Origin of the sequence: Acrocarpospora pleiomorpha (assembly GCF_009687885.1) — a bacterium.
Lineage (GTDB): Bacteria > Actinomycetota > Actinomycetes > Streptosporangiales > Streptosporangiaceae > Acrocarpospora > Acrocarpospora pleiomorpha.
The window spans coordinates 42,922-67,127 of record NZ_BLAF01000043.1; the positions used below are offsets into that span (position 1 = coordinate 42,922).

At 65.7% G+C, this 24,206-nt stretch carries 23 protein-coding genes and 1 pseudogene; 9 read left to right on the forward strand and 15 right to left on the reverse strand.

Annotated elements, in window-relative coordinates:
* Window positions 1-46 precede the first annotated feature (46 nt).
* The 5 genes from Aple_RS32380 to Aple_RS32400 all read right to left on the reverse strand — a co-directional run bounded on the left by Aple_RS32380 (window position 47) and on the right by Aple_RS32400 (window position 6,243).
* A complete protein-coding gene (locus tag Aple_RS32380; protein ID WP_155348520.1) occupies window positions 47-271 on the reverse strand; it encodes a radical SAM-modified peptide, FtsH ternary system-associated in 225 nt (74 codons plus the stop codon).
* Between the two features lie 12 nt (window positions 272-283).
* The gene (locus Aple_RS32385; RefSeq protein WP_155348521.1) at window positions 284-3,652 is read right to left on the reverse strand and encodes a WD40 repeat domain-containing protein; all 3,369 of its coding nucleotides are present in this window, start codon (window positions 3,650-3,652) and stop codon (window positions 284-286) included.
* Complete coding sequence (locus Aple_RS32390) at window positions 3,649-4,548, reverse strand: radical SAM protein (RefSeq protein ID WP_218038596.1); 900 nt, start codon at window positions 4,546-4,548, stop codon at window positions 3,649-3,651. Before Aple_RS32390 ends, Aple_RS32385 begins: the two co-directional genes overlap by 4 nt.
* 118 nt (window positions 4,549-4,666) lie before the next feature.
* Window positions 4,667-5,470 (reverse strand): effector-associated domain EAD1-containing protein, encoded by an 804-nt coding sequence (locus Aple_RS32395; protein WP_155348523.1) that lies wholly within the window; start codon window positions 5,468-5,470, stop codon window positions 4,667-4,669.
* A complete protein-coding gene (locus Aple_RS32400; protein WP_155348524.1) occupies window positions 5,470-6,243 on the reverse strand; it encodes a hypothetical protein in 774 nt (257 codons plus the stop codon). The genes Aple_RS32395 and Aple_RS32400 overlap by 1 nt, the downstream gene beginning before the upstream one ends.
* A gap of 73 nt (window positions 6,244-6,316) precedes the next feature.
* Here Aple_RS32400 and Aple_RS32405 point away from each other — a divergent pair, with 73 nt between their 5' ends.
* Window positions 6,317-7,168 carry a DUF72 domain-containing protein gene (locus Aple_RS32405; RefSeq protein ID WP_155348525.1) on the forward strand — a complete coding sequence of 284 codons (852 nt, stop codon included), beginning with the start codon at window positions 6,317-6,319 and terminating at the stop codon, window positions 7,166-7,168.
* A gap of 77 nt (window positions 7,169-7,245) precedes the next feature.
* Here the strand turns inward: Aple_RS32405 and Aple_RS32410 are convergent, their stop codons facing one another.
* Together Aple_RS32410 and Aple_RS32415 are read right to left on the reverse strand one after the other, a co-directional pair.
* A complete protein-coding gene (locus Aple_RS32410) occupies window positions 7,246-8,295 on the reverse strand; it encodes a hypothetical protein (protein ID WP_246264934.1) in 1,050 nt (349 codons plus the stop codon).
* A 4-nt stretch (window positions 8,296-8,299) separates the two neighbouring features.
* Entirely contained in the window at window positions 8,300-8,884 is a 585-nt protein-coding gene (locus Aple_RS32415) for a hypothetical protein (RefSeq protein ID WP_246264935.1), read from the reverse strand.
* A 337-nt stretch (window positions 8,885-9,221) separates the two neighbouring features.
* On the opposite strand from Aple_RS32415, the gene Aple_RS55750 reads away from it, so the two are divergent.
* The 4 genes and pseudogenes from Aple_RS55750 (at window position 9,222) to Aple_RS32430 (ending at window position 10,569) form a co-directional block, all read left to right on the forward strand.
* On the forward strand, window positions 9,222-9,347 hold the full coding sequence (locus tag Aple_RS55750) for a hypothetical protein (protein ID WP_281361630.1): 126 nt from the start codon (window positions 9,222-9,224) through the stop codon (window positions 9,345-9,347).
* A gap of 211 nt (window positions 9,348-9,558) precedes the next feature.
* Window positions 9,559-9,735 (forward strand): annotated as a pseudogene (locus Aple_RS32420) (DNA-processing protein DprA); the annotation flags it as partial.
* 106 nt (window positions 9,736-9,841) lie between these two features.
* Window positions 9,842-10,162, forward strand: coding sequence for a type II toxin-antitoxin system Phd/YefM family antitoxin (locus Aple_RS32425; RefSeq protein WP_155348528.1), 321 nt, complete (start codon window positions 9,842-9,844; stop codon window positions 10,160-10,162).
* A complete protein-coding gene (locus Aple_RS32430) occupies window positions 10,159-10,569 on the forward strand; it encodes a type II toxin-antitoxin system VapC family toxin (RefSeq protein ID WP_155348529.1) in 411 nt (136 codons plus the stop codon). Before Aple_RS32425 ends, Aple_RS32430 begins: the two co-directional genes overlap by 4 nt.
* Before the next feature lie 106 nt (window positions 10,570-10,675).
* Here Aple_RS32430 and Aple_RS32435 read toward each other — a convergent pair whose 3' ends face one another.
* From Aple_RS32435 to Aple_RS32460, 6 genes are all read right to left on the reverse strand, one after another.
* Complete coding sequence (locus tag Aple_RS32435) at window positions 10,676-11,056, reverse strand: hypothetical protein (protein WP_155348530.1); 381 nt, start codon at window positions 11,054-11,056, stop codon at window positions 10,676-10,678.
* 746 nt (window positions 11,057-11,802) lie between these two features.
* Window positions 11,803-13,488, reverse strand: a complete 1,686-nt coding sequence (locus Aple_RS54860) for a cellulase family glycosylhydrolase (RefSeq protein WP_170321761.1) — start codon at window positions 13,486-13,488, stop codon at window positions 11,803-11,805.
* Between the two features lie 600 nt (window positions 13,489-14,088).
* The gene (locus tag Aple_RS32445; protein WP_155348532.1) at window positions 14,089-14,862 is read right to left on the reverse strand and encodes a hypothetical protein; all 774 of its coding nucleotides are present in this window, start codon (window positions 14,860-14,862) and stop codon (window positions 14,089-14,091) included.
* Between the two features lie 171 nt (window positions 14,863-15,033).
* Window positions 15,034-16,539, reverse strand: a complete 1,506-nt coding sequence (locus Aple_RS32450; protein ID WP_155348533.1) for a tripartite tricarboxylate transporter permease — start codon at window positions 16,537-16,539, stop codon at window positions 15,034-15,036.
* 20 nt (window positions 16,540-16,559) lie between these two features.
* Entirely contained in the window at window positions 16,560-17,021 is a 462-nt protein-coding gene (locus Aple_RS32455; RefSeq protein ID WP_155348534.1) for a tripartite tricarboxylate transporter TctB family protein, read from the reverse strand.
* 1 nt (window position 17,022) lies between these two features.
* Complete coding sequence (locus Aple_RS32460; RefSeq protein WP_155348535.1) at window positions 17,023-18,030, reverse strand: tripartite tricarboxylate transporter substrate-binding protein; 1,008 nt, start codon at window positions 18,028-18,030, stop codon at window positions 17,023-17,025.
* 177 nt (window positions 18,031-18,207) lie between these two features.
* On the opposite strand from Aple_RS32460, the gene Aple_RS32465 reads away from it, so the two are divergent.
* Window positions 18,208-18,891 carry a response regulator transcription factor gene (locus Aple_RS32465; RefSeq protein ID WP_155348536.1) on the forward strand — a complete coding sequence of 228 codons (684 nt, stop codon included), beginning with the start codon at window positions 18,208-18,210 and terminating at the stop codon, window positions 18,889-18,891.
* A gap of 6 nt (window positions 18,892-18,897) precedes the next feature.
* Entirely contained in the window at window positions 18,898-20,328 is a 1,431-nt protein-coding gene (locus Aple_RS32470; protein WP_155348537.1) for a sensor histidine kinase, read from the forward strand.
* Window positions 20,329-20,343: 15 nt separating this feature from the next.
* On the opposite strand, the gene Aple_RS32475 is transcribed toward Aple_RS32470, so the two are convergent.
* Together Aple_RS32475 and Aple_RS32480 are read right to left on the reverse strand one after the other, a co-directional pair.
* On the reverse strand, window positions 20,344-21,303 hold the full coding sequence (locus Aple_RS32475; protein ID WP_155348538.1) for a TAXI family TRAP transporter solute-binding subunit: 960 nt from the start codon (window positions 21,301-21,303) through the stop codon (window positions 20,344-20,346).
* Between the two features lie 573 nt (window positions 21,304-21,876).
* A complete protein-coding gene (locus tag Aple_RS32480; protein ID WP_155348539.1) occupies window positions 21,877-22,020 on the reverse strand; it encodes a hypothetical protein in 144 nt (47 codons plus the stop codon).
* A gap of 478 nt (window positions 22,021-22,498) precedes the next feature.
* Here Aple_RS32480 and Aple_RS32485 point away from each other — a divergent pair, with 478 nt between their 5' ends.
* Window positions 22,499-23,557, forward strand: a complete 1,059-nt coding sequence (locus Aple_RS32485; protein WP_155348540.1) for a hypothetical protein — start codon at window positions 22,499-22,501, stop codon at window positions 23,555-23,557.
* Window positions 23,558-23,633: 76 nt separating this feature from the next.
* Entirely contained in the window at window positions 23,634-24,143 is a 510-nt protein-coding gene (locus Aple_RS32490) for a hypothetical protein (RefSeq protein WP_155348541.1), read from the forward strand.
* The last annotated feature ends 63 nt before the right edge of the window (window positions 24,144-24,206 follow it).

Sequence of the window (24,206 nt, forward strand, 5' to 3'; positions counted from 1 at the left end):
AGGGCGTCAAACGGCATAGTGGCTTCGGGACCGGCGAGGGCGTCATCTAGCCGCACAGCATCTGCTCCATTTCGGGGCCTTCGTCGTCCGGGCCGTTGAGGGCGTTGAGGACCGCTTCGATCTGCTCGGGGCGCATGCCGTCGCCGAGCACCTCGACGCCCGTGTCCGTGACGGTGATCCGCAGCCGGATCAGGCCGCCGTCCGGGTGGGCGTCATATTCGGCGGGGTCGATCAAGTCGGGCAGGGAGGCGACGAACCTGTGGTCGGCCATCGGGCTGACTCCTCACGGGCGTGGTCGGGTGGAGGCTTGGCGGGCCGTTCCGGGGAGCAGGAGCGCGTTGATGAGCGCGGTGAGGTCGGCGCCGCCCGGACTGGGCGGCAGTTCGTGGTGGTACGCGTTTCCGGCGCGCGGCCCCACCGGCTCGGCCGGGTGTCGGGTGGTGACGAAAGGGACGGACGAGCTGGCGGCGTGGCCGCGGCGTGGCGCGTGCTGGTGCAGCAGAGCCACTGTCGTTCTGGCGGTCGCCGAGGCGGTGTCGAGGGCCTTCTCCAAGGCGGGATGCGGGGCTTCGAGGGTTCTGCTTGTCCACATTCGCAGCAGTTGTTCGATTCCTGCGAGGGGGACCGGTTGGTCGGGGTCGGTCAGGGTGATCAGGATGGGTTCCAGTCCGTACGACCAGGAGGCCACCGTGAGGGCGTGGGCGGCCAGGCGCAGGGCTTGTTCTGCCGGGCCGTACGTGGGCGGGGTGGTGTCGAGGATGAGGGTCAGCGGGCGGGGGACCGGGGGTTGGGGGGTGGTGTGGCGGCGGTAGAGGAGTTGGCTTTGCAGGCTGCGGAGGTTGAACAGGTCGACCGGGAGGGCCAGGTCGGTGTGGAGAAGGTGGGTGGGCTGGCCGTGGCGGATGATGCCCGCCGTGCCGGGAGTGTGCCGGAGCGTTCCACCGCCGGAACGGCGTAACCGCCGGTCAGGAGTGTGGCTGTGGTCGGCGAGCAGGCGGAGTTGGCGTTCGGTGAGAGCGGGGAGTTGCGGGACGTGGTGGTTCATCCGGAGGGGGAGCAGCGGGTCGTCCATGGCGGTTTGTGACCCGATCAGCGACAGAAGGGTGATCGTCTGTTCGGTGATTCCGTAGGCGGCGCGGCTCAGCTGGTCCAGGTCGAAGCCGGTGGCGACGGCGCGGATGGGGTCGGTGGTCAGGGCGTGGGCGAGGGCTGTCTCGATCACGTCCGATCCGTCGGTCGGAGGGGTGAAGATCGGGCTGTGGTCGAGGGGGGCCAGGAGCAGGGCGGCGAATGCGGTACGGGCCGCTTCCGGCCAGGCGAGGGCGCGTAGCCGGACGATGCCCGGGTGGTGCTCGAAGGCTTTGAGCTGCGGATCATGCAGCGTGCCGATCGTGGGGGCGGTGAGGCTGATCAAGTCGGCGGTCAGTCCAAGCGCGGGCCACAGGGCTCCTTCGCCCAGTTTGAGCAGTCCTGCTGCGATCGATCCGGGAAGGACACGCTCGATCGGCGGAGGGGGTGCCGGTTTTACCGGCTCAGCCGGTGGGAGCGGTGGGGTGATCTTGACCTCGAAGCGGTCGGTGCCGCTGGACGATCTGGTCCACAGCTCGATGGTGCCGTCCGGGCGGATCTCCCAGCTGAGCGAGATGACCGGCCCGCCGTATCCGGTCACCGAGGCCAGCACCTTGCCGGAGTGGCCGTTGGATATGTGGACGACGGCGTCGCTGCCGCCGCTCGCGAGCAGCAGCCTGCCGTCGGGAAGCACGGCCCACGCGACCGCGTTGGCGGCTTTGTTGTGCCCGGACAAGGTCGTGACCTGTTCGTCTTCGGCGTTCCAGACCTTGACGACACCATCGACACCACAACTCGCCAGACGCAGATCTCCGTCAGGGAGAACCGCCCACGCGACGGCGTTCGGCGAGGGGGTGTGGCGCAGCATGGCGATGGTTTCGTTCCTCGAGTTGAGGATCTCGATGCCCGCGCGGGGAACAGCGATGGCCAGCCAAAGCTCTCCGTCGGGGAGTTCGGCCGAGGCAACCGAAGTCACCTGACCTCGACGATGACGTATGGGGGCTCGGTCGCGCGACAAGTTCAACGCTAAGTCGCCCGCAGTACCCCCCACGGTGAGAATGACATCACCATCTGGACGTGTCCCCCAGGCCACGCTTCGCATCTGGCCGAATGATGATTCACGTGATGATGCGATCTCCACCGGGTTGCCGGCGACGCCGGTCGGCACTCCCACACCGTCATCCACCGCGCTTCCCCGCATCCAGCGGGGTCCCGACTCAATCCCCCCAAGATGGGGGCTGATGTCGCTCCACACTCGCGCTCCGTCAGCCGCCACGCTCCCCACCAGAAATCGCCCAGCGGCGTCAACATATCCCTCTACCGACAGAATCAATCCCTGGTGACCCACAAGATCGAACACGTGCTCGCCGGTTCGGTTGACCACGCGTATCGTGTGGTTCTTGAGCGTGGTGGCGATCAGATCGCCGGGTAGGGGCCAGGATCGCAGATTCGGGTCGACTCCAGCGGGCAGCGGGACGGAGTCGGCGGTCAGCGACTTGATCGGCTTGACCTTCTTGGCCGCTTTGGCCTTGCGCGAGTCGGTCTCGGCCGTCGAGGTGTCGATGGCCAGAGTGAAGACGTCGAGGCCGCCCGCCGCGCCGCCGGCCACCAGTCTGAGCCTGCCGTCGCGGGTGGGTCCCCAGATGACGGCGTGCAGGATGTCGCCGAGGGGCGCGCTCTCGGTCAGGCGCGCACCGGTCTGACCATCCCACACCCGGACAATCTGGTCGTAACCACTCGACGCCAGCAACGCCCGGCCGTTGGGGAGCACCGTCCACGCGACGCAGGAGACCTCCATCATGTGGCCGGTCAGCGTGTGGATCAGCTCGCCGGTGAGGGGGTTCCAGACGCGTACCTTTCCGTCCTGGGCGGCGGTCGCCAGCAGCATGGTGCCGTCGGGGAGTTCCGCGAAGGCCACGTGCGACACCCAGCCGCGGTGGTCGAGCGTCTGGAGGAGCCGGCCGGTCTTGCCGTTCCACACCTTGGCGGTGCCGTCCGCGCTCGCGCTGGCCAGGAGATCACGGCACCAGGCCAGGTCGACGACCCAGTCGCGATGCCCGAGCAGGGTGGAGTCCCGGGTCAGCCCATGGGACCGGCTCAGGCGGAACAGGACCACTTCCTTGCTCAGCCCGGCGGCCGCGAACAGGGAATTCTCCGAGGAGGCGGCGACGGTCTGAATGGCCGTGCCGAGGGGGGCCGCGCGGATCTCGGGCCGCTCCGGGGAATCGCCGTGCGGGTGGAAGAGCAACGCCAGGTCGCCGTTGGCGATCATGAGGTAGTCGGCGTCCGGCTTTCGCCGCCGCCACCATTGGACGACCGCGGTGGGTGTCCCCCAGCCTGACATGATCGCGCCGGTCTCCCCGTCCAGCACGTACACCGAGGCGCCGTCGGAGCAGGCGAGCGCCGGGCGGCCGTCCTCGAGGAACGTCCAGTCCAGGGCGCGGATCGCGGTGTCGCGGGGGAGCCAGGTTTCCTGGTCGACGAGTTCGATGGCGCCTGCCGTACCGGCGGACTGGTGCATGCCCGAGCGGCCTGCCGAGCGGGCGTGGGCGGTGGCCCAGGCGCGGAGGCGTGGGTCGGTCATGGGCGAACCTCCCAGCGGCCGGGGATGTGGGCGCCGCAGTTGGGGCATTTGTCGCCGCGGAGGTGGACTTCGTGGGTCGCCCAGATCCCGCGTTCCACCAGCGTGGCCGCGCAATCCGGGCATTCCGTTCGTCGGCCTGGCGTGCCGAGTGCCCGTTCTACGTAGACGAATCGGAGGCCGGCCTGGTGCCCGATCTCCCGGGCGGATTCGAGCATGGCGGGCGGGGTGGGTGGGTCCAGCAGCATTTTGAAGTCCGGCGTGAAGCGCAGGAGATGCCAGGGCAGGTCGGGGGAGATCGCGGCCAGCCGGTGGGCGATGGTGTCGAGTTGTTCGGGTGACGCGGATACTCCGGGGATCAGGGGCGTACAGACCTCAACCCAGACATCGGCGGCGAGGAAACGTTCGATCGCGTCCAGAACTGGTCCGAGTGGGGCGCCTGTGAGATCCCGGTGTGAGCGAGTATCGGCCGCTTTCACGTCGATGTTGACGCCGAGCAGCACCGGGGCCACCAGGTCGATCGCCGCCGGGGTGAGGAACCCGTTGGTCTTCCATACGATCGGCAGGCCGTGTTCCGCCAGCGCCAATGTGAGTTCGGGCGCGAGTCCCGGTTCGGTGTAGGACAGGCCCAGCATGGCGTCGGCTTCCCGGGCCTGGGTTGCGAGTTCCGCGGGGACCGCAGCCGAGCCGAGCCATGGCGACGTAGCTTCCCGGCCGTACTGGGAGAGCCGGTGGTTGATGCAGTATCCACAGGAGAACGTGCACCCGGGACTGGCCACGGTGAGCACTCGCGCGCCGGGCCGCAGATGGTAGAACGGCTTGCGTTCGATCGCGTCGATATGAGCGACCGCCGCCGTGAACGTGGCCGTCTCCAGCACCCCGTCCCGATTCCTGCGCACTTGGCAGGGCCCGGTCTGGCCCTCGTCAAGCCCGCAGTTGTACGGACAGAGTCCACATCGGACCCGACCCCCGGGCAGGGGCGCGGTCAGCACCGCCGGACGCCATTCGGGTTCCACGTCAGGCCCGCCTCACGAGAACGATCACGTTGTCGCGGAAGTCGCAGCTCGGCTCGTCGTCCGCGCTCGCATTCCGTACTGCTGAGGGCAGGGACGGGGTGTCCCGTAGCTCCTCGTACAGCCGTGCGGCGAACAGGACGGCGCAGGCGTCGTCGATCCGGCCCCGATGCGCGACGACGACCTCGGCGACGTCCAGGAACTCCGCGGCGACCGACTCGCTCTCGCACGACTGGAGGATCAGCCCGGTCAGCCTGACCTGATCGGCGTCACGATAACGCGCCAGCGTGGCCACCACGTCGCGGGCCGCGACAGGTTGCCCGTCCCCGAGCGCCGACTCGAAATACAGGTACGTCCCATCCCCATGCACGGACAAATGCAGAATGTCCGGCCGCTCCGCTAGTACGGCTCGCAAATCGGACACCTGCGCCGCGAGCACGGACGCCACCTCCAGATGACCCAGCCGAGCCGCTTTGCGGATCTCCCTGAGCTCACGGTCGGCGCGCAGTGCGTCCTCCTCGTCGGGACTGGCCCCGACCACCAGAACTCGCCGAACCCGCCCGGCGGCGAACGCGGCGTTAGCCGGGAAACTGCGGTGCGCGATCGCGAGTAAACGCCGTCGCCCTCCCGGAAACGCGCCGTTGGCCAGCACGCGGGATACTTCGCTCCAGAAGTCACCGGCGTTCAATACGGTGCTCGGAATCACCGAGTCGGGAAATCTCGCGTTCCACAGGAGTTTCTCGGCCCGTACCGTCGGATAGGCGGCGGCGAATGCCGCCACCTCGGCGTCGGAGAGCGCGTCGCTCATCAGAGATCGGCCGCGAGCCGCAGCGGAGTGGGCAGCGCCCGATATCGCCGCAAGATCGATGACCTGGTGGCCGCCGTGACCTCCACCGTCATCGAGGCCACCGCCCCGGCGTCGGCCCGGACGACCAGCACCACGCGTTGGGTCCCGTCCAAGGGCAGATTCTTGGTCCGCTTGAGCTCCCATCGGGGATCGGACCGCAGTTCCCGCGTCGCTCGCAGGAACGGGGTGTGCGAACCGGGCAGAGTCCCGCCCAGCGTGCCGATCGAGGCCTCGATTCCGGCCACCTTGAGCTGCGGCTTGATCTCGAACTGGACGTCCCGTTGGCTCGGATCGTCGATCCTGGCGGGCGCCATCGACCACGCGATCGGCTGGTCCGCCGGGGCCTTCGCCGCGAGATTCACCCGAAGGGTGACCGAATGCAACGGCGGCCCGTCCTGCTTCTCTACGAAGGTGACCGACAGATGGACCTCGTGATAGCGATGGTGAGCGGCCTCCTGCTCGATGTAGGCGGCGACCTCGGGATACCGCTCGGCCGTCATCGGAAAGGCCACCGGCCCGCCGAGAACAACCCGGCCCGCCAGTTCGGGCGCCTCATCCTCCGGCTCTTCTTCTTCCGCCGCCTCCGGTCCGGACGGAGCACGCACCCGGCCGTCGACAACAAAGCTGAGAGTGTGTTCCGGCAGTTCAGGAAGCTGCACGTGGGCCATTGGCGTCCTTAGCCTGTCATGAACCGAGAGTGATGATATTGTCACCCACTCGTCCGCGAATTTCACGCCATATCCATAATGGAGAGTCCGGTGGGCGGCGACCCCGGGGCTATCCCTCGGCTTCGGTAACGTCGAGGTCATGCGGCTTCATGTGGGATGCGCGATGTGGACTCACGCGCCTTGGCAGGGGCGCTTCCTGCCTCATCCGCTTTCGCCCAAGGAGCGGCTGAAGGCGTACGCGACCTGGTGCGATGCGGTTGAGGGCAACACGACCTTCTATGCGACGCCCGCGAGGAGCACCGTGGAGTCGTGGTCCCAGCAGACCGCTCCGGAGTTTCGTTTCGTGGTCAAGCTGCCCAAGGTGATCACGCATGAGCGGCGACTCGCCGATACCGACGAGGACCTCGGCTCGTTCCTGGACGCGATCGAGCCACTCGGTCCGCGAATCCACGCGCTCTGGGTGCAGCTTCCGGGGTCGTTCGGGCCTGCCGATCTTGGCGCGCTGGCGGCTTTCCTGCACCGTCTTCCCCGCTCACCGCGCTACGCCGTCGAAGTCCGCCATCGCGCTTTCTTCGATGACCCGCGGTCCGCACAGCTTCTCGAAAGGGTGCTCGTCAACGCCAACGCGGAGTGGATTCCTTTCGATACGACGACTCTGTTTGAGAGTCCGCCGACCACTAATGCCGAGCGTGAAGCCTGGATGAGGAAGCCTCGCGTGGCTCGCCGCATGCGGGCGCTTACCGACCGCCCCATCGTCCGTTATCTCGGCCGTGATTCCACAGCCCGCACAGTCGAGGGCTGGCAACCCTGGGTCGAGACAGTTATCACGTGGCTCCGCGAAGGACGCTCGCCGACCGTGTTCATCCACACGCCCGACAACGCGGACGCCTTGCTACTCGCCCGCCGTTTTCACGACGACGTACGCACCCGGCTACCTGCCCTCGACCCACTCCCCGACCCAATGCCAGCCGAACCCCCAACTCTTTTCTGATTGACCGCTCTGAGACGGGGGTGACGCGGGGAGGAGTCCCCCGTTTCGGTGAGGAACTCTCAACCGTTGGCATCGGATTATTGGGCCACGCGACGCCGGCGGCGCAAACGACGTACGGCGAGGACCAGAAAGAAGGCGACGGCCACGGCGGCGAGCGACCCGACGATGACGAGAGCCCACAGCGGGAACGAGTCCAGGAGGGCCGGCAGGCCCCAGGTCGCAGGCTTCTCCGGAAAGGTGAGCGTGCCGGTGACCGTGTGGTGGACCCGGCCGCTTTCCAGCATGAGTTTGACCTGCCATGGACCGTCAGGCAACCGATCGTCGAGCATGACCATGACGGGCGCGCTGTAGCCGGGTGCAAGCGTCGTACCTACCTGCGCGCGGAATGGTCCGGCATTGAGTCCACCCGGCCCGTCGGACAGCCACATCTGTCCGCCCAGGTCGAGGGCACGTTCCCCCGTGTTGTTGACCGTTGCCTTCACCACCGGCATGCCGACCTCGGTACGGCCGGGTGTCAGTTGCTCGATGCGGAAGTCCGATGGTGGATCACCGCCTGGCCCGATGTCGAGATAGACCCTTATCCCTACCCGGTTGATCATCTGGATATTTCCGGCAGACCCTGGCTTAACGGAGGGGGAGGCCACCTCGGCCCAGATGGCGCCGTACCGTTCCCCTTCGGATGCGGATTTCGGGATGCTGATCTTCGCGTTCAGTTGGATACGGCTATTTGGCGGCGCGATAAGCTCGGGGCGGTCGATAGAGATCCACGAGCCCAGCTCGTTCGCATGGCGATCTGCCGCCGGCACGAACGTGTTGTGGCGAATCTCCGCCGCGCCTGGGTAAAGCTTGATGCGCTGGGAGCTGCTGGAGGTGTTCCTGATCTCGAATCGCCGGGAGACCCTCGTGCCGGGGTTGATGTGGTCGACGATGTAGAGATAAGCGCGAGGGTCGTTCTTACGATTGGACGAGGCTTCGAGCAACTTGATGCCGATGCTGCCGTCGGGCTCCCGGTGGCTCGGATACGACGTACCCGAGCCACCTTCTGCGAGCGCCGAGACGCCCAACGCTCCATGCAGCAGCAGGCAAAGGACCCCAATGGAGGTGAGCAGCTTGGAACGCAGTGGCACGTGGCTACACCACTGTGTGGGCGATCGTGCCGGTGTACTGGCCCGACACGTTGCTGAGGGCCAGTGCTGCCGTAATGTACGGGTTCCAGGTCGCGGAGTTGTTGCCGGTGCCACCTGTGTGGCCGTACGCGGTGCGCGAGGCAGCCAGTGTCTGCCCCTGCGGGGTGGTAGGTGGTTCGGTGAACGTACCCGGCTGGCCGGCTGTGAAGGTTCCGTCGCCGGTCGTGGCGGTGGCATCGCCTGAGAAGTAGTACACGCTGGTCTCGGGAATGACCTCGCCCGCGCCGTCGCCGCCGGCGGTCGTAAAGCCCGTCGTCCCAGTCATGTCCACGCTAGCCGTCCAGGTGGGAGTGGCCGACGCGCGCTCGTCGTTCACCGTGATCGCCCCCAGCTGTCCGTAGGCGTTTTCGCCTGGCGCTGCGTCGTTGGCGAGGTCGGCTGTATCGGGCACGGTGATGTCCAGCACGCCCGCAGTCACGTCGAACGTGGTCGTGGTGCTGCACGCCGTGTTCGCGGCGCACGTGTCCGCGTGGGCGGGCGTTGAGGTCAGCACTCCCGCCCCGAACGCGATTGCTCCTATCAGTCCCACCAAACGGGTGCTAATGAAATGCCTGTTCATTCCCCTGGATTCCCCTGGAATAGCTCATAGATATCTTGGACTCCGAACCATTTGGATCAAAGTCATCAGCACGCTAACAGCGCAGGAAGCCAACCTCTGCGACCATTCGGTCAAGTGCCGATCAAGAAATCCCGGACATCCACGAGCAAGCGGTCACATCGACGAGAAACGAAACCCCGGCTCGTCGATCGCCCTCACACCTCGTGTATTGACGGCTTCTGCCACTTGTCCGCCCGCTGGAACCTCGGCGTGTCGCTTCACGAACGACTCCGAGGTGAGCCCACCCTGTCCCGGCGAGGATCGCCTCATGGAGGTGACCCGCATGTACGCAACATTCCACGACGCCGCCCCTCCCGCGCCCGCGGAGCGCTACCTGCTCCAGCGCATCGGGGACGGGCCGAGGCATTCCTGCGAGAACGCGTCGGCCCGGTAGATCTCTTCTCCGACCCGATCGATGCCGCTGTGGAAGGAGCGCGGCTTGAGATCGTTTCGTGGGAACAGGATGGCATCCAGGTCCTCACCATGGGGGACGATCTGTACCTCTACCGGTTGCGCGACGTGTTCGACAAGCCGCCGCTACTCTTCGCACGCAGCACAGTCCGGGCGGATGACCAGGGAGTGGCGGTAGTCGGAGCAAGCTCACCTTCCCAATGCGCAACGGCACCATGTCCGGACACGCCATGGCGACGATCATCGTCGAGGCCAGCGAACGCAGCGGGACGCGAATTCAGGCCCGCAAAGCAGTCGAACACTCCCTTCCGCCGATGAGACGGCGGGAGTGGACGATTGGAAGATCCCCCGGAGAAGCTTCCCTCCCCTGAACCTCGCCGCCGATCGGTGCCTCGTTCTATCCCGCGTACACATTCTGAACGCGCATTTTGTGCTACCACGTGGCACTTGATGGCACACCGGCTATAAACTTGAGGAGTGAGTACTCCCGAACCCGACCCCTCGCACCAGATTTCCCAGCGCGACCTTCGCAACCGGTCAGCCGAGATCATGGACGGATTGGAACGGGGTGAGCGATACGCCGTAACCCGCAACGGACACCACATCGGCGACTTGGTGCCCATCCGTCGTCGGCGCCGGGCTGTCTCTCGGGCGGAGTTCGCGGCTGTTTCCCGAGGGATGCCTCGTCTGGACGACCGGAAATATCGCGAAGACATGGATCACCACGTCAACGACGATCTGTACGACCCTTACGACCGCGCCTATGGCAGAGGCGAGTTCGCGCAGGACGACGAATGACCCACACGCAAGGATTGCTCGATACCAACATCCTCATCCTGCGCGAGGGCATCGACCCCGACGAACTGCCCGACGAGATGATGATCAGCGCCATCACCACGGCAGAGCTTTCCGTCGGCGTGCTGGTGACGAACGGACCGCAGGAACTCGCCCAGCGAATGAAGATCCTTCAGACCGTTGAGGCCGAGTTCGATCCCCTGCCTTTCAACGACACCGCCGCCCGCGAGTACGGCCAGCTGTGGACCGCTGTCATCGCCTCAGGCCACAAACCCCGCCCCCGAACAGCGGACCTGATGATCGCCTGCGTGGCCATCGCGAACCGGCTGCCCCTCTACACCTGCAACCCGAAGGATTTCAAGGGCCTCGACCACCTCCTCACCGTGGTCCCGGTCACTCGCCCACGATGAGGCATCCCGTACGAAACCTTGCCCTAGCCGACAGTGGCTGCCCCCTGCACTGTGGCGCGCGGGCCGATGGGTTGGGAGCTGCGGGCGTGTACGGTGGCTGTTCTCGTCAAGGCCCGGCGTTCTGCGCAGCCACCAAAGCTTCAAAGAGGTACCACCCGTCGACTTCCCTGGTGCCGGGCTCTGTCGGCAAGTCTCCGCGCGCTGCTGCAATCCGGAGAAGCCCCCGGACCGCGTTGGGCTCGTAGAGGTTCAACCAGTTCCGTTCGGGACCGGCAACCACGGTGCCCGCCTCGAAATACGTGTTGGAAATAACTCTGTCCGGACCGGGCCGGAAGACGATCGACAGGCGGGAACGTGAGCCTTCGCGGCGCAGCGACAGGGTTAGCAGGCAGTTCTCATACCGGCCCCTGTCGAGCTTCTGACGCACCGACCAGAACCATATGGTGTCGCCATCCACGAGGCGGCGAACCCTGCGCTCGCGTTTCATGACCTTCGCCCCAGAGTTGACCACCAACTTGATCCCAAGCGGGCTTGGCACATTGACGATAGTCGCTTGTACGGCCCCCGCACGCTCCTAGTCTGTCCCGACCTGGCGCGCTGGTTCCCACTGGGAATGGTACGGACGCCGCTTCCTAGATCACGAAAGTGGTTTTTGGCTGGTGGAGCCTGGCCGAAGTGACATCCTGGGGGCCAGACCGATCAAGGCGTTGCTGTCTCCATCGCACCCTCTTTCTGGGAACGCTGCACCGAACTTCGAAGCGGACAAATCGGCCGCTGGCTCATCAAGCAGGGCCTTGCTCCGTGGCCGAAGGGGAACCCGCCGATCCTGCTGATGGAGCAGCTGGAAGCAGGCAGATTTGCTGTACGGACTTTGGGAGAACCGACGGCCAGCGAGGGACGGCAACAGGCACAAGGGTCGCAATGGCGTTCACGGACAAACAGCTAAGAGACCTGGCGCACGCTGCGTGTACCTGCACACAGCATGAGCACCTCCCCCTGACCATCGTGCTTCGGTCCGCCCACCGTTCCTTCGTGACCAGGACGAACTGGACGTGATCGCCATCGCGACCACGAGTGTGAGGGTCTTCGCACGTGCACTTCCGGCACGCCGTAAGCACGGGTCGGGCGCGCGAGATTTCGTTCGGACCCCAGGTACCGGAATGTCCGAGTGGTTCGCGCGAGGGCGCATCCCCCGGAGGGACACGCCCTCGCGCGTTCCGTGGGACTCCTTGATCAGAAGTCGTCGGCGGTGCGGATCCGGTCGCGGACCCAGACGCCGGCCTCCTTCAACCTGCTCGTCCCCGCGTAGGGGCCGTTCGGGCAGGTGCCGGTGGTGAAGGCCGCGCCGGTGCGGAAGTCGTCGGAGTAGTTCCAGCTCACCCAGCTGATCTTCTTCTGTGCCATCAGATCGATGTACTGCTGAGATCTGGTGAAGTTGTTGCCGCCGTCGCCGGAGGCGGTCTGGGTGCCGAACTCGCTCACGAACATGGGCAGGAGGTCAGCCGCGCGGGACAGCGCGTTCAGGTATGCGGTGCCGTGCGAGGCCGCGTAGAAGTGGAAGGTGTACATGATGTTCGTCCCGCTGACCGGGTTGCCGCGGATGGTGTCGGTCTGGTCGCCGGGACCGGAGACGCCGAGCGAGGACCAGGCGGGAGTGCCGACCAGGATCGGAGCATCGGGGTCGTACTGGCGGATCACCGGGACGAGCTGGTTGGCGTAGTTGCGGATGACAGACCAGGTGACGGAGTCGCCGTTCGGCTCGTTGGCGATCTCGTAGAGCACGTTCTTCTTGGCGTTGTGGCGCTGGGCGATCTCGGTGAAGAACGTCCTGGCCCGGCTGAGATTGTAGTTCGGGTCACCGGGGGTGAGCATGTGCCAGTCCACCAGGGCGTACATGCCGCGCGCGGTGGCCATCTCGATCAACTGGTGAACCCGGTCGGTGAACGCCCGGGGATTGGTCTCATAGCCGCCTTCCTGGATGTACATCGAAATCCGGAGGATGTCGGCCTTCCAGTCATTGGCCAGGGCGTCGAGCGAGGCGTTGTTGAGACACTGGTCGTACCACTGGATGCCGTGGCTGCTCATGCCGCGCAGCTGGATCTGCTTGCCGGCCTCGTTGCACAGCTTGGTGCCACACACCCGGAGCTGCCCGTTGGCCGCGACCGGGGTGCTTCCGCCGCCGCTTCCGGTCTGTACGGTTACCGCCGTGCTGGCCGCCGAGCGATTACCGGCGGCGTCACGGGCACGGACGGTGTACGTGTAGGACGTGGAGGCGGTCAGACCGGTGTCGGTGTGGCTGGTGCCCGTGACCGTGGCCACCTGAGTGCCGCCCCGGTAGACCTCGTAGCCGGTGACGCCGACGTTGTCGGTGGCAGCGTTCCAGGCCAGCGACACACTGCTGGAGGTCGTGCCCGTCGAGCGCAGGTTGCCGGGCACGCTGGGGGCAGTGGTGTCACTCCCGGCCGGGGTGCCGTAGACGTCGAACTCCCACAGTGAGTAGCCCCATTGGGTGCCCCGCGCGGTGCCGTACACCCGCACATAGCGGCCGGTCCCCGAGACGGTCAGGTCGTCGACGGCGCCGTCGGCCGAACTGGTGGAATAGACGCTGGTCCAGCTGCTGTCGTTGGGGGAGACCTCGATCCGGTACGCCGAACCGTAGGCCACCTCCCAGTTCAACCGCACCCGGGAAATCGCGTACGAGCCGCCCAGGTCGATCCGAATCCACTGCGGGTCTACACCCTCAGCCGAAGCCCACCGGCTGGCGGTGTTCCCATCCACCGCCAGACCTGCCTCGAATCCCGCGCCCTCGATCGACGACGCCGTGGCCGGCTTTCCTCTGGAGATGAGCTGGACGGGCGCGGTGATCGCGGCGCCGCTCGTGCGAGCGGCAGCGGCGGCCTGGGAAGTCGTGCCGATCATGGACGGTACGGCGAACGCGAGCACTGCTACAGCGGCCGCCACAACCGAGCGGCGGCGTCTGGGGCGATCTTGCGTGGGGGGCGGTGGGTGCTCCGCACGTAACATTGGCGCTCCTGGACGAGGGGGAGGATTGAGAGCGGATCGTTAGGAAGGTTTCCTAATTTGACGGGGAGCGTAAAGGACCGTGAATCGTTGCGCAAGGCCCAGTCGCTCGCGAAACGACATGACCCCTGCGCCAAGGACTGTTCACCGGCAACGAGTGGACTTCCGACCTCGACCACGTTTGTGATACCTCACCTGGTCACAGCCAGGCTTGATGTCCCGATGATCGTCATAGAGCCCCAGAGCGACCACGGCCGATGCGGATTCCACCGGATGAAGCCCAGCCTGTCGGGCTCTCGGCCACCACGGGGACCGGACCATCACTGAGCCGGCGCAGTGCACCGCTATCCGCCCGGAGACTCCGTTGAAACTTCGCGCGCCGATCCCGGGAGGCGCAGTCCTTCCGGGATCACGTGCCAGCTCCTCATGTGCAATCCGAAACTCGCGGATTAAAGATCGATCTCGGGCTGGTCCGCAAAGGTCTGCATTTCCTGGTCTCTACAGACTGAAAACGAGCACAACACACGTGATCGCGACCAATAGCGCCAGGCTGGCGAGACATGCCAAGGCGATCATGAGGGTCGGAGTTTGGACAGCCTGCGGTTCACGTGGTGCCGGCACGGCCGAAGTGGTATCTGGCTGCTCCTCGGGCGTATGGATATATGGCCCAATAGGATCTGCTTGTAGCTTCTCCGGGTCGAGCCTCGCCACCATTTCGCGATACTCGGTCAGGCTCATGGTGGCCGCCCTGCCGCTGATATCGATGTCGCCGATCGTCTTCGCGTAGATATCATGCGTGATCTCCTCGGCGCTGAGGCCGATTTTCCCGCCGCGTGCATGCCACAGATAGAGGAGCCGTGGATTGCGGAGCAGGCGACCGGTGAAGAAATTCCGCTGGAGGAGAAGCAACTCTGTTTTCTCAGGCGACCCTTGCCGTTGAGCTGCGGCGTGTTCCATCACTGCTCGCTCGAAAATCTCGAAGATGAGTGTCGCTATAGCAGACTCCTGCAGCTGGAGTCTGGCCTGCTCGCTCACGCTGAGATTACCCAGCCAATTCGTGATCCAGATGGCATGCTGCGAGTAATTTTGCGGGAGAACGAGCAGGTGAGAGATCTCCAGATTGGTGAGACGCTGGTCCAGCAACTCTCCGAACGCGCCGTATACCTCTTTGATAGCCGTCAGATGGCTCTGCTGTTGTTGAATACGCCGTGTAGTTCTCAGCGCTACCGCCGCGACTATCAGGGATGCGATCGAGACAAGAATGCTGACCACTACGGCCCATATTGGCATGACCACTTCCCCGCGATTCGACCGAACACGGAAAATTAGTGTGACACCCTAATGGCAGTGAAGAAAGACCTGCGTGGGACGCTGGCCGACCCTCGCACCGGGACGCGCAGCTTCAACTCCGCCGTCATCACCGGCTACTACTGATCGGAGTCTCTACTCCTCCTCGGTGAACACGGTCTCGCGGCGCTTGCGAATTGTCGGGAGGACGGTTACGACGAGCGCCGCCACGGCCAGGGCCAGGAGCACCGCGGAGATCGGTCGGGTCAGGAAGACCGACGCGTCGCCGCGGGAGATGATGAGCGCCCGCCGCAGGTTCTCCTCAACCAAGGGTCCGAGGACGAAGCCAAGCAGCAGTGGCGCCGGCTCGCAGCCGCACTTGATCAGGATGTAGCCCAGGATCCCGAAGAATACGATCGCGTAGACGTCGTACGCGTTGAACCCCAGGGAGTATGTGCCGATCGCGGCGAACAGGATGATCATCGGGAACAGCACCTGGTACGGGATGCGCAGCATGCGCACCCATAAGCCGATCAACGGCAGGTTCAGCAGCACGAGCAGCACGTTGCCGATCCACATCGACGCGATCAGGCCCCAGAACAGCGCCGGTTCGTCGGTGATGACGTTCGGGCCGGGGGTTATGCCGTGAACGATGAACGCGCCGACCATCAGTGCCATTACCGGATGGGCGGGCAGACCCAGAGTGAGCAGCGGGATGAACGACGTCTGTGCGGCGGCGTTGTTCGCCGACTCGGGGCCGGCGACGCCCTCGATCGCGCCGCGCCCGAACTCCTGCTGCCGCTTCGAGATCCGCTTCTCGACGGCGTACGAGGTGAACGAGGCCAGCACGTGGCCACCGCCGGGCAAGACGCCGAGTGCGGCACCGATACCGGTACCCCGCAGGATCGGGCCGACGATCCGGCGCCGGTCCTCGCGGGTCGGCCAGAGGTTCTTCACCTTGCCGATGACCGCCGTGCGGGTCTGCTCGTTCTCCAGGTTGCGCAGGATCTCGGCCACCCCGAACATGCCGACGGCGACCGACACGAAGTCGATGCCGCCGTACAGCTCGCGCTGGTCGAACACGAACCTGGGCATGCCGGTGTAGATGTCCTGGCCGACCGCGCCGAACAGGACGCCGAGCGCGATCATCGCCAGTGCCTTGAGCGCCGTGCCACGCGCCAGCGCGATCGACACGACCAGACCGAGCACCACCAGCGAGAAGTATTCGGCCGGGCCGAATTTCAACGCGACGCGGGCCAATGGCGGGGCCGCGACGGCCAGGATGACGGTGGCCACCGTACCCGCGATGAAGGACCCGACCGCGGCGGCGGCCAGCGCCGCGCCGGCCCGGCCCTGCCGGGCCATCTCGTGCCCGTCCAGCGCGGTGACCGCCGCCGACGACTCACCGGGCAGGTTGATCAGGATGGCGGTCGTCGAGCCGCCGTACTGTGCGCCGTAATAGATGCCGGCCAGCATGATCAGCGCCGTCACCGGCTCGAAGCTGAACGTGATCGGCAGCAGCATCGCCACCGTCGCCGTCGGCCCGATGCCGGGCAGCACGCCGACCGCCGTCCCGAGCAGCACTCCCACGAAGCAGTAGAGGACATTCTGGAGCAGGAGGGCGGTCGAGAAGCCCAGCGCGAGGTTGTCGAGAAGTTCCATGCCTCAATCCGGATGCCGCGTCAGAACCCTAGCCACGGACCCCATAGCGGGATCCGCACCTGAAGTCCGACGACGAAGATGAGCGTGCCGGCAACGGTCAGCCCGGCGGTCACGGCCACGGCCGTGACCAGCCGTACGCGCGCGCTGGCCAGCGTGGTGAGCAGGGCGGTCACCGCGGACGTCGGTACGAATCCGAGGCCCCGGACGGTGAAGCCGAAGAACAGGACCGCGAGCACGATGAGGGCGACCGCACGCCAGGGGACCAGCCCGAACGAGACCACCTCGCCGGCGATGAATCCCTTGCTGACGATCGCCAGGCCCAGCACGGCCACGATCGCGCCGACCAGCAACGGGAAGGCACCGGGGCCCATCCGCAGCGGGGTGCCCAGCTCGTAGCCGAGCGACCCCACCACGAACGCCCCACCGATCAGGACGAAGATTCCCCCGGCGATGACGTCCGGGAAGGACCGGCGGCGCTCCACCTCAGGAGGCCTTGACCCCGGCGTCGGCGATGACCTTTGCCCACGTGCCGAGCTGCTCTTCGAGCTTGGCCCGGTGCGCCTGCGGGGTCGCGTCCTCGGCCGGGACCGGCGCGGTGCCGAGCTTGGCCATCTGGTCGATGACCTTTTGGTCGGCCAGTGCCACCTTCAGCGCCTCGGACAGCTTCTGGACGACCTCCTGCGGCGTGCCGACCGGGACGTAGAGACCGTGCCACACGCTGACCTGGAGCTGGGGCAGCCCGGCCTCGGCCGTGGTGGGCAGGTCGGGCAGGCTCCGCACGCGCTCCGGCGTGGTGACCGCGTACGCCTTCACCTCGCCGGCGGAGATCTGGCCGCTGGTGTTGGTCGTCTGGTCGCACATGAAGTCGACCTGGCCGCCGACGAGGTCGGTCAGCGCGGGGCCGGTGCCTTCGTACGGGACCTCCTGGAGCTTGACACCGGCGGCGGTCTGGAACAGCAGGCCGCACAGGTGGGATGCGGCGCCGATGCCGGCGTTGGCCAGCGTGACCTTGTCGGCGTTCGCCTTCACGTAGGTCACGAGGTCCTTGAGTGTCGCGGGCGCGAAATCCTTGCGGGCGACGATCGTCATCGGCACCTCGGTGACGAGCCCGATCATCTCGAAGTTCTCGAGCGGCTGGTAGCCCAGGTTCTGGTACAGGGCGGGCGCCGTTGACATCCCGATGTGGTGCATGAGCACGGTGTAGCCGTCGGGCTCGGCCCGCGCGACCTCGCCGGCGCCGACCGTGCCACCCGCCCCCTCGACGTTCTGGACGACGATCTTGGTGCCGAGCTTGGCGGCCATCGGCTCGGCGATCATGCGGGTGACGGTGTCCGTCGGGCCACCCGCGCTGAACGGCACGACGAACGTGATGTTCTGGTCCGGGTAGCCGCCGGTGGCGCTTCCGCTGGTGGCACCTCCGTTGCTGGAGCAGGCGGCGACGAGCGAAACGACGCCGATCGCAGCGATCCAGTACCTGCTGGTCGTTCTCATATCGCGGCCTCCTCGGCAGCGCATGCGCATTCGTCGGTGAGCGCGCGGCCTCAGTGTCGGCTGGCAGGGACGCGGATGGTGTCAGAGAAATCCCAAGGAATGCGCCGGATGTCAGAGAAATCCCAAGAATTGAAGGGCTAACACGAGCTTCGGTCCGGGCCGTACAATCCTGCAGATATGCGGATCACCATCATCGAGGATGACGACCGCGTGGCCCGGGGTCTGGTGACCGTCCTGACCCAGGCGGGTTTCGAGGTCCACCGCATCGCCACCGCCGCGGAGGCCGTGCGTGCCTCCCCATCCGATGTGGTCCTCGTCGACCTGGGCCTGCCCGACGGCGACGGACTCGACGTGATCCGCAAGCTGCGTGACCGCCCGGAGACCGCCGTCATCGCCGTGACAGCACGATCGGAGGAGCACGAGCGGGTCCGTGGCTTACGTGCCGGCGCCGACGACTACATCGTGAAACCGTTCGGCATCCCGGAGTTGCTGGCCCGGATCGACGCCGTCCTGCGACGCACCCGGGTGGCTCGTGCCCTGAGCCACCCGGACGAGCCGCTCGTCCTCGGCCCGATGCGGATTTGCTTCGGCACCCGCGAGGTCACCATCGACGGCACGTCTGTGACCTTGACCCGCAAGGAGTTCGAGCTGCTCCTGCTGCTGGCCCGGCGGGCGCCGAACGTGGTGAGCCGCGACGTCATCCTCGACCAGATCTGGGGCGCGACCTGGGAGTCCTCGAGTCGCACCTTGGACACCCACATCGCGGCGTTGCGGCACAAGCTCGGGCCGGCCGTACTCATTCGCACGATCCACGGGGTCGGCTATCGGCTCCAGGCCGACCAGCCGGAGCTGATCGGCTGACGCGCCGTGCACCGCCGCCTGCTCGTCGTCCTGGTGCCCCTCGCGGTGCTGCTCATCGCCGCGCTCGGGGTGCCGCTCAGCGTCACCGTGGCCGAGCGGGAGATGCAGGAGACGTACGTCGACCGGCTCAACGACGTCGGCCGGTTCGCGCCTCTGGCCGAGACCACGCTGTCAACCGGGCGGACCGAGGCGCTCCATCAGGAGCTCGCGCGCTACCAGGAGCTGTACGGCATCCCGGTCGCGGTGATCGACACCTCGGGCAAGGTGCTGCTCGGACCAGCCGGTGCGTACCGGGAGGCGGCGCGGGCCGAGTCGGCGTTGCCCCGGATCGTGACCGCGGCGCTGGCCGGGGCGAGGTCCGAACCGTCCGGCGAATGGGCGCCGTGGAACGACTCCGCACTCGTGGTCGCGGAGCCGGTGGGCCGCGACAGCGAGGTTGTCGGCGCGGTCGTGACGATTTCCGATCTGTCGAAGACGCGCTATCGCATCCTCGTGCGATGGGCCCAGCTCGCCGGGCTCGGGCTGCTGCCGTTGATCGCGCTGGTGGCCGTCGCCTGGCCGGTATCGGCGTGGGTACTGCGGCCGGTGCGGGAGCTGGACGCGGCGAGCTCGCGAATCTCCCAGGGCGACCTCACGATTCGGGCGGACGCCGAGGCCGGCCCGGTCGAGCTGCGACGGCTGGCAGAGTCGTTCAACACCATGATGGACGCGGTCGAGAACGCCGCGCAGCGGCAGCGGGCGTTCGTGTCCGACGCGTCGCATCAGTTGCGCAACCCGCTGACCAGCCTCCGGCTCGCTGTGGAGAGTCTGGAGCCGCATCTGCGCGCGGACGGCAACGGGCGGCAGGTGTACGACGTCGCGGTCGACGAGCTGAAGGCGATGCAGCGGATGCTGAACTCGTTGCAGGCCAGCGCGCGAATGGAGAGCATACGCACGGCGTCGCCGGTGGATCTCGACGCGGTGCTGGCGACGCGGGTGGACCGGTGGCGGGCGTTGACGGCGACAGCGGGGCAGACACTGGCGGTCGACGTACCGCCGGGGCTGCGGTTGCTGGAGCCGCCGGGCGGACTGGGCAGCATCCTGGACGAGCTGATCAGCAACGCGTTACGGCTATCGGACGCGCAGGTAGTGGAGGTGAGCGCCCGAGTCGTCCCCGGCGGTACGGCCACCGGAGCCGGAGGCGTGGTCACGATCGCGGTCCGTGACGACGGCCAGGGGATCGACGCGTCCGAGCGGGCCCAGGCGCTACGACGGTTCTGGCGATCGCCGCGGCATCAGAACGTGTCCGGGACCGGCCTGGGGCTGGCCATCTGCGCCGACCTGGTCGCGGCGGCCGGGGGCGAGCTGCGGCTGGAGGAGGGCCTGCCGCGTCCGGACGGGTCCGGGCACGGATTCGCCGCGGTGGTCGCGTTGCCGCGGGTGGCGTCGCCGGCCTGAGGCCCCGGGCCCGGGTCAGCGCTTGCGGTCGCGGAACCAGGCGGCCGCGCCCGGATGGAGCGGGATCGACGCGGTGGAGATCCCGGTACGCACGTTGATCCGCCACGCTTCGGGAACGGCTTCGGCGTCGTCGCGGCCGGCGGAGGTGATCGTGCCGGTGTGCGTGAAAATCGTGTCGGTGATGGCGTAGACCAGGTCATCGGGCAGGTCGTCGCGCACGAGAAACACGTTCGGCACAGCGACGGTGCGGACGGCCGGGACGCCGGCGTAGGCAGTCGCGGGGATCATGGCCGGCGTGTAGGGACCTGGGAACGCCGTGAAGAGCGCGTCCGCCTGTGCGTCCAACGGGATCAGCCGGATCGAGTGCCGCTGCGCCAGTTCCGTGATGGCGGGTGTCGGGACGCCGGTCAGGGAGAACATCGCGTCGATCTCGCCATCGCGCAGTGCCGCCGCCGATTCGGCCTGGCTGATATACCGACCGTCGGCATTCACCAGGCCGAGCTCCAGAACCCGCAGCGACATGAACTCCGTGCCCGAGTCACGCGCACCGAGGGACAGGCGCTTGCCCTCCAGGTCCCCGAACTCGTCGATCGCCGAACCGGCCATGACCACGAGATGCAGGTGACTGTCATAGAGCCGGCATATCGCCGAGAGCCCCTCAGGCACGCTGCCGTCGGTCGTGATCAGCGCGTCCAGGCTCGTCAGCCCAAGGTGCACTTCACCGGCCCGCAGCATCCGGATGTTGTCGGTGGACGCCCCACTCGGCACAGTGACCACCGTCACACCCGGCACCTGCTGGGAGATGTGCTCGGCCAGCGCACCGCCGATGCGCCGGTACACCGCCCCCGCCGGCCCGGTGGCCAGTCGCAGGTGAACCTTGTCGACCTCAGGCTGCTGGGAGCAGCTGACGAGCAGCCCTCCGGCGGCCAGGAACACCGCCCGCCGGCTGAGCCGTAGCTCCTGGTTCAGCAGCATGCAGGGACGATACGGACGGCGACCGTCGATCGCCGATGACATCGACGTCTCATCAATGCACCGCATCCTCGCCACCATCCGGCAAGGCCCCATTGACGTCAATCCCACGCACTGGTGCAGCTGCCGACAGCAATGGACCGACCTCGTGCGCTGCAAGTCCGAGTCGGCCGACTACGGGCGGGACCATCAAGGAACGTCCGGGACGCTGGAACAACACCTCTCGATCAGGCCGAGATGACGATCGGCTGCTAATTCCAACGCGTTGTGGGCATGCTGCTGCACCACCACGCAAAGACGCACGCGTCCGACGCGACGCTGCCCTTCCCTGAGATCATCACGACAGCACTCCGTGCCCGTGCACGGCACGCGACAACGCCCGGTAAACGGCGGAAGACGACTGGCAGGAGACCGTGCTCGTCTCCACCGCTACCAATGGCCAGCCAATCGAACCATCCAGCTTCCGGCGCAGCTTCGCGAACGCCCGCGGGCGGGCGCTTGCCAGCTCCACCGATCCCGATGCAGCAGATAGTCCACGCCCGCCCAGCGTTTAACACACCTCGAACAGCTCACTGATCAGTTCGGCGATCCGGGCCAGCACTGATCCGCCCAGCCGTGCGAGGCCGATCCCTGCTCCAGCGCCCCCGCCAGGGTCTTCAACTGCGGACCGGTCGGCTTGCACTTCTCCCCGCCCGGCCCTTTGGAGGCCAGCGCGTCCATCCCGCCTTCATCAAGGCCGGTGCCAGCGGTTAGCCGACATCAGGCTCACCCTGAAGTGCTCGAAGACCTGCTGGGCACTCGCCCCGGCGGCGAACATTTCCCCGGACGTTAACCGCACCTGCTCCCGGCGAGCCCGCGCCTGCGCGGTCAACCCCACCGCGGTCGGGATATCTCATGTCTCCGATATGGACTACAACCGCCCGCATGTCACCCAGCCATGACGGTAGGCCTGCGTCCAGAGTGAACTCCATGATGGTGTACGTGTTTTCCACGATAGACCACATAATCGGATGATGATATAGGCGAATCCGGTATTACCGCAAAGCTCCTCCTTGATCCGAAACCCTTGACTCTTGAGATCATTTCAATTAACTTGACAATGCCGACAAATGCTTCGTAATGCCCCGAGCCAAGAAGGGACACCGTAAGCACGGTTTCCTCTACCAAATTTCCATCAACCGGAAGGTGCACCAAAGCTATGCAACGACCGTTAGCCAGGGCAATATTGGCCGTCCTCGTCGCGGGACTTCTCTCTGCTGGAGGTACCGCAAACGCTACGTCCATCTACGCCGGCAACGGCATGGCTGCATCACCGGCCATCGACAGCGCTCAGCCGTCGATCGTGCCGAAAACTGTCGTACTCGATGCCACGAACTCCGAGGACATTACCCGCTCCAAGAGCGGAAACCGACTCCTGAACGAGTTCTCGCAACGGATGCAGGCTAAAGGAATAACCGCACTCAAATCGACTGAGGCCATGACATCGCAGTATGACGTCATCTCTGTGGATCTCGCGAAAATCCTCCCCGACTCCCGATGCAAGCGGGGGACCGAGAGTCTGATTCTTCCCAAGAGCACCACTGAGGTTCGATACATCGGCGGGCCCCGAAACGAGCAGGACGGCACAAACCCGTGCATGGTCACTGTCGAGTGGGACGATCAGGATCCCGACCCTCAGGCACAGGATGACCCCCAATCCAGATCTGAAAAGGCAGTAGGAATCCTTGAGGCACCGTACGTTGAGCAGTATCACGAGTACTGCGCGGCAAGGAAGACCTATACCGGGTTCTGGGAGGAGCCCTGCTACAAGCGCTTCGTGCTGAAGTATGACGGAAACTCAACATGGAACTACTACAGTTTCGAGGCCTGGAATACATGTCAGGCCAATGTCCTGCTTGGGGAACTGATTTCGTGCGGACGTGGCCAAGAGGCTGCCGCCGACTCCCCAACCCTGTACTCAGTTGATTTTAGCCCGCAGAATCCAAGCACCGGAAACTGCCGCGCGGTAAGCTACGAGGTCCAGCTGTACAATGCATTTACAGTCGGCGGCTCTTACAACCATTGCGACGAGCAGCGTGTCTACGACTATCCCGAACCTGGCAAGATGAGTACCTATTATAAAGGCCAGACGGAGTACCTGCGTACGACCAGGCATCAGGTTTCGGTGAAGGTTGCACAGAATGACGGTCGACCCCAGTGGACCAACTGGTTCAATGGAGAGACGTGCAGCTATATAGACGGAGGCTTCTGTATCTGACTACTCAATAGTGAGTATGAGGGCCGGGGCGCGCCCCTGGCCCTCATACTCATATCCTCGAAGGAAAGGATTCCTCATGCGTTTGACCACACGTCTGATTTCTGTCTTGGCCATCGTAGTGTGCACGGCAGCCTGTATGCCTAGGCCAGGTAAAGCCGAACCTTCACCAGAAATATTGACGCAAGACATGGCGGAGTCAACGCTCGAAAAGGTCGCGACCGGAGTAGCGAAGAATGGTGTCGCCGATTTCTGCTCAAGGCATGTCCGCAGCACCGAGACATGCGCAATTCTCCTGAAAGATGCTCTCAAATGGTGCCTGCTTCCTGGGGACAAGCCTCAAATCAAACGAGCGGCACATATCCCTCCGAAAGATCAGTCTGAAGGCGGGTGGCTGCTGGAACTTCACGGCCGAACGAAGGATGGCCAGCAGTACGTTTCGGAGTTCTTCGTGGTCCGGCCAGAAAATGAGCCGCCTCAGGCGGCTTTCGGTATCTACTGGACAGGCCTCGGATTTGAAGGATCTCCGTTTGGGCCGAACAACACGAAAATCCCGCAGAACGCTTGCCCAGGTGCAGGTAGATCATAGCACCAGGCACTTTGGGTGTTTCAGTCCCGATAAGTGGGATGACCCAGTTGGGCCATTGTGATC

What these genes read in the sequence shown, in the direction of transcription:
- Aple_RS32435 (WP_155348530.1), bottom strand. Translation starts at nt 11,056, where the DNA reads ATGAAACGCGAGCGCAGGGTTCGCCGCCTCGTGGATGGCGACACCATA.
- Aple_RS32485 (WP_155348540.1), top strand. Translation starts at nt 22,499, where the DNA reads ATGCAACGACCGTTAGCCAGGGCAATATTGGCCGTCCTCGTCGCGGGA.
- Aple_RS32380 (WP_155348520.1), bottom strand. Translation starts at nt 271, where the DNA reads ATGGCCGACCACAGGTTCGTCGCCTCCCTGCCCGACTTGATCGACCCC.
- Aple_RS32480 (WP_155348539.1), bottom strand. Translation starts at nt 22,020, where the DNA reads ATGGACGCGCTGGCCTCCAAAGGGCCGGGCGGGGAGAAGTGCAAGCCG.
- Aple_RS55750 (WP_281361630.1), top strand. Translation starts at nt 9,222, where the DNA reads ATGGAGGTGACCCGCATGTACGCAACATTCCACGACGCCGCCCCTCCC.
- Aple_RS32385 (WP_155348521.1), bottom strand. Translation starts at nt 3,652, where the DNA reads ATGACCGACCCACGCCTCCGCGCCTGGGCCACCGCCCACGCCCGCTCG.
- Aple_RS32395 (WP_155348523.1), bottom strand. Translation starts at nt 5,470, where the DNA reads ATGAGCGACGCGCTCTCCGACGCCGAGGTGGCGGCATTCGCCGCCGCC.
- Aple_RS32405 (WP_155348525.1), top strand. Translation starts at nt 6,317, where the DNA reads ATGCGGCTTCATGTGGGATGCGCGATGTGGACTCACGCGCCTTGGCAG.
- Aple_RS32490 (WP_155348541.1), top strand. Translation starts at nt 23,634, where the DNA reads ATGCGTTTGACCACACGTCTGATTTCTGTCTTGGCCATCGTAGTGTGC.
- Aple_RS32460 (WP_155348535.1), bottom strand. Translation starts at nt 18,030, where the DNA reads ATGAGAACGACCAGCAGGTACTGGATCGCTGCGATCGGCGTCGTTTCG.
- Aple_RS32465 (WP_155348536.1), top strand. Translation starts at nt 18,208, where the DNA reads ATGCGGATCACCATCATCGAGGATGACGACCGCGTGGCCCGGGGTCTG.
- Aple_RS32450 (WP_155348533.1), bottom strand. Translation starts at nt 16,539, where the DNA reads ATGGAACTTCTCGACAACCTCGCGCTGGGCTTCTCGACCGCCCTCCTG.
- Aple_RS32475 (WP_155348538.1), bottom strand. Translation starts at nt 21,303, where the DNA reads ATGCTGCTGAACCAGGAGCTACGGCTCAGCCGGCGGGCGGTGTTCCTG.
- Aple_RS54860 (WP_170321761.1), bottom strand. Translation starts at nt 13,488, where the DNA reads ATGATCGGCACGACTTCCCAGGCCGCCGCTGCCGCTCGCACGAGCGGC.
- Aple_RS32430 (WP_155348529.1), top strand. Translation starts at nt 10,159, where the DNA reads ATGACCCACACGCAAGGATTGCTCGATACCAACATCCTCATCCTGCGC.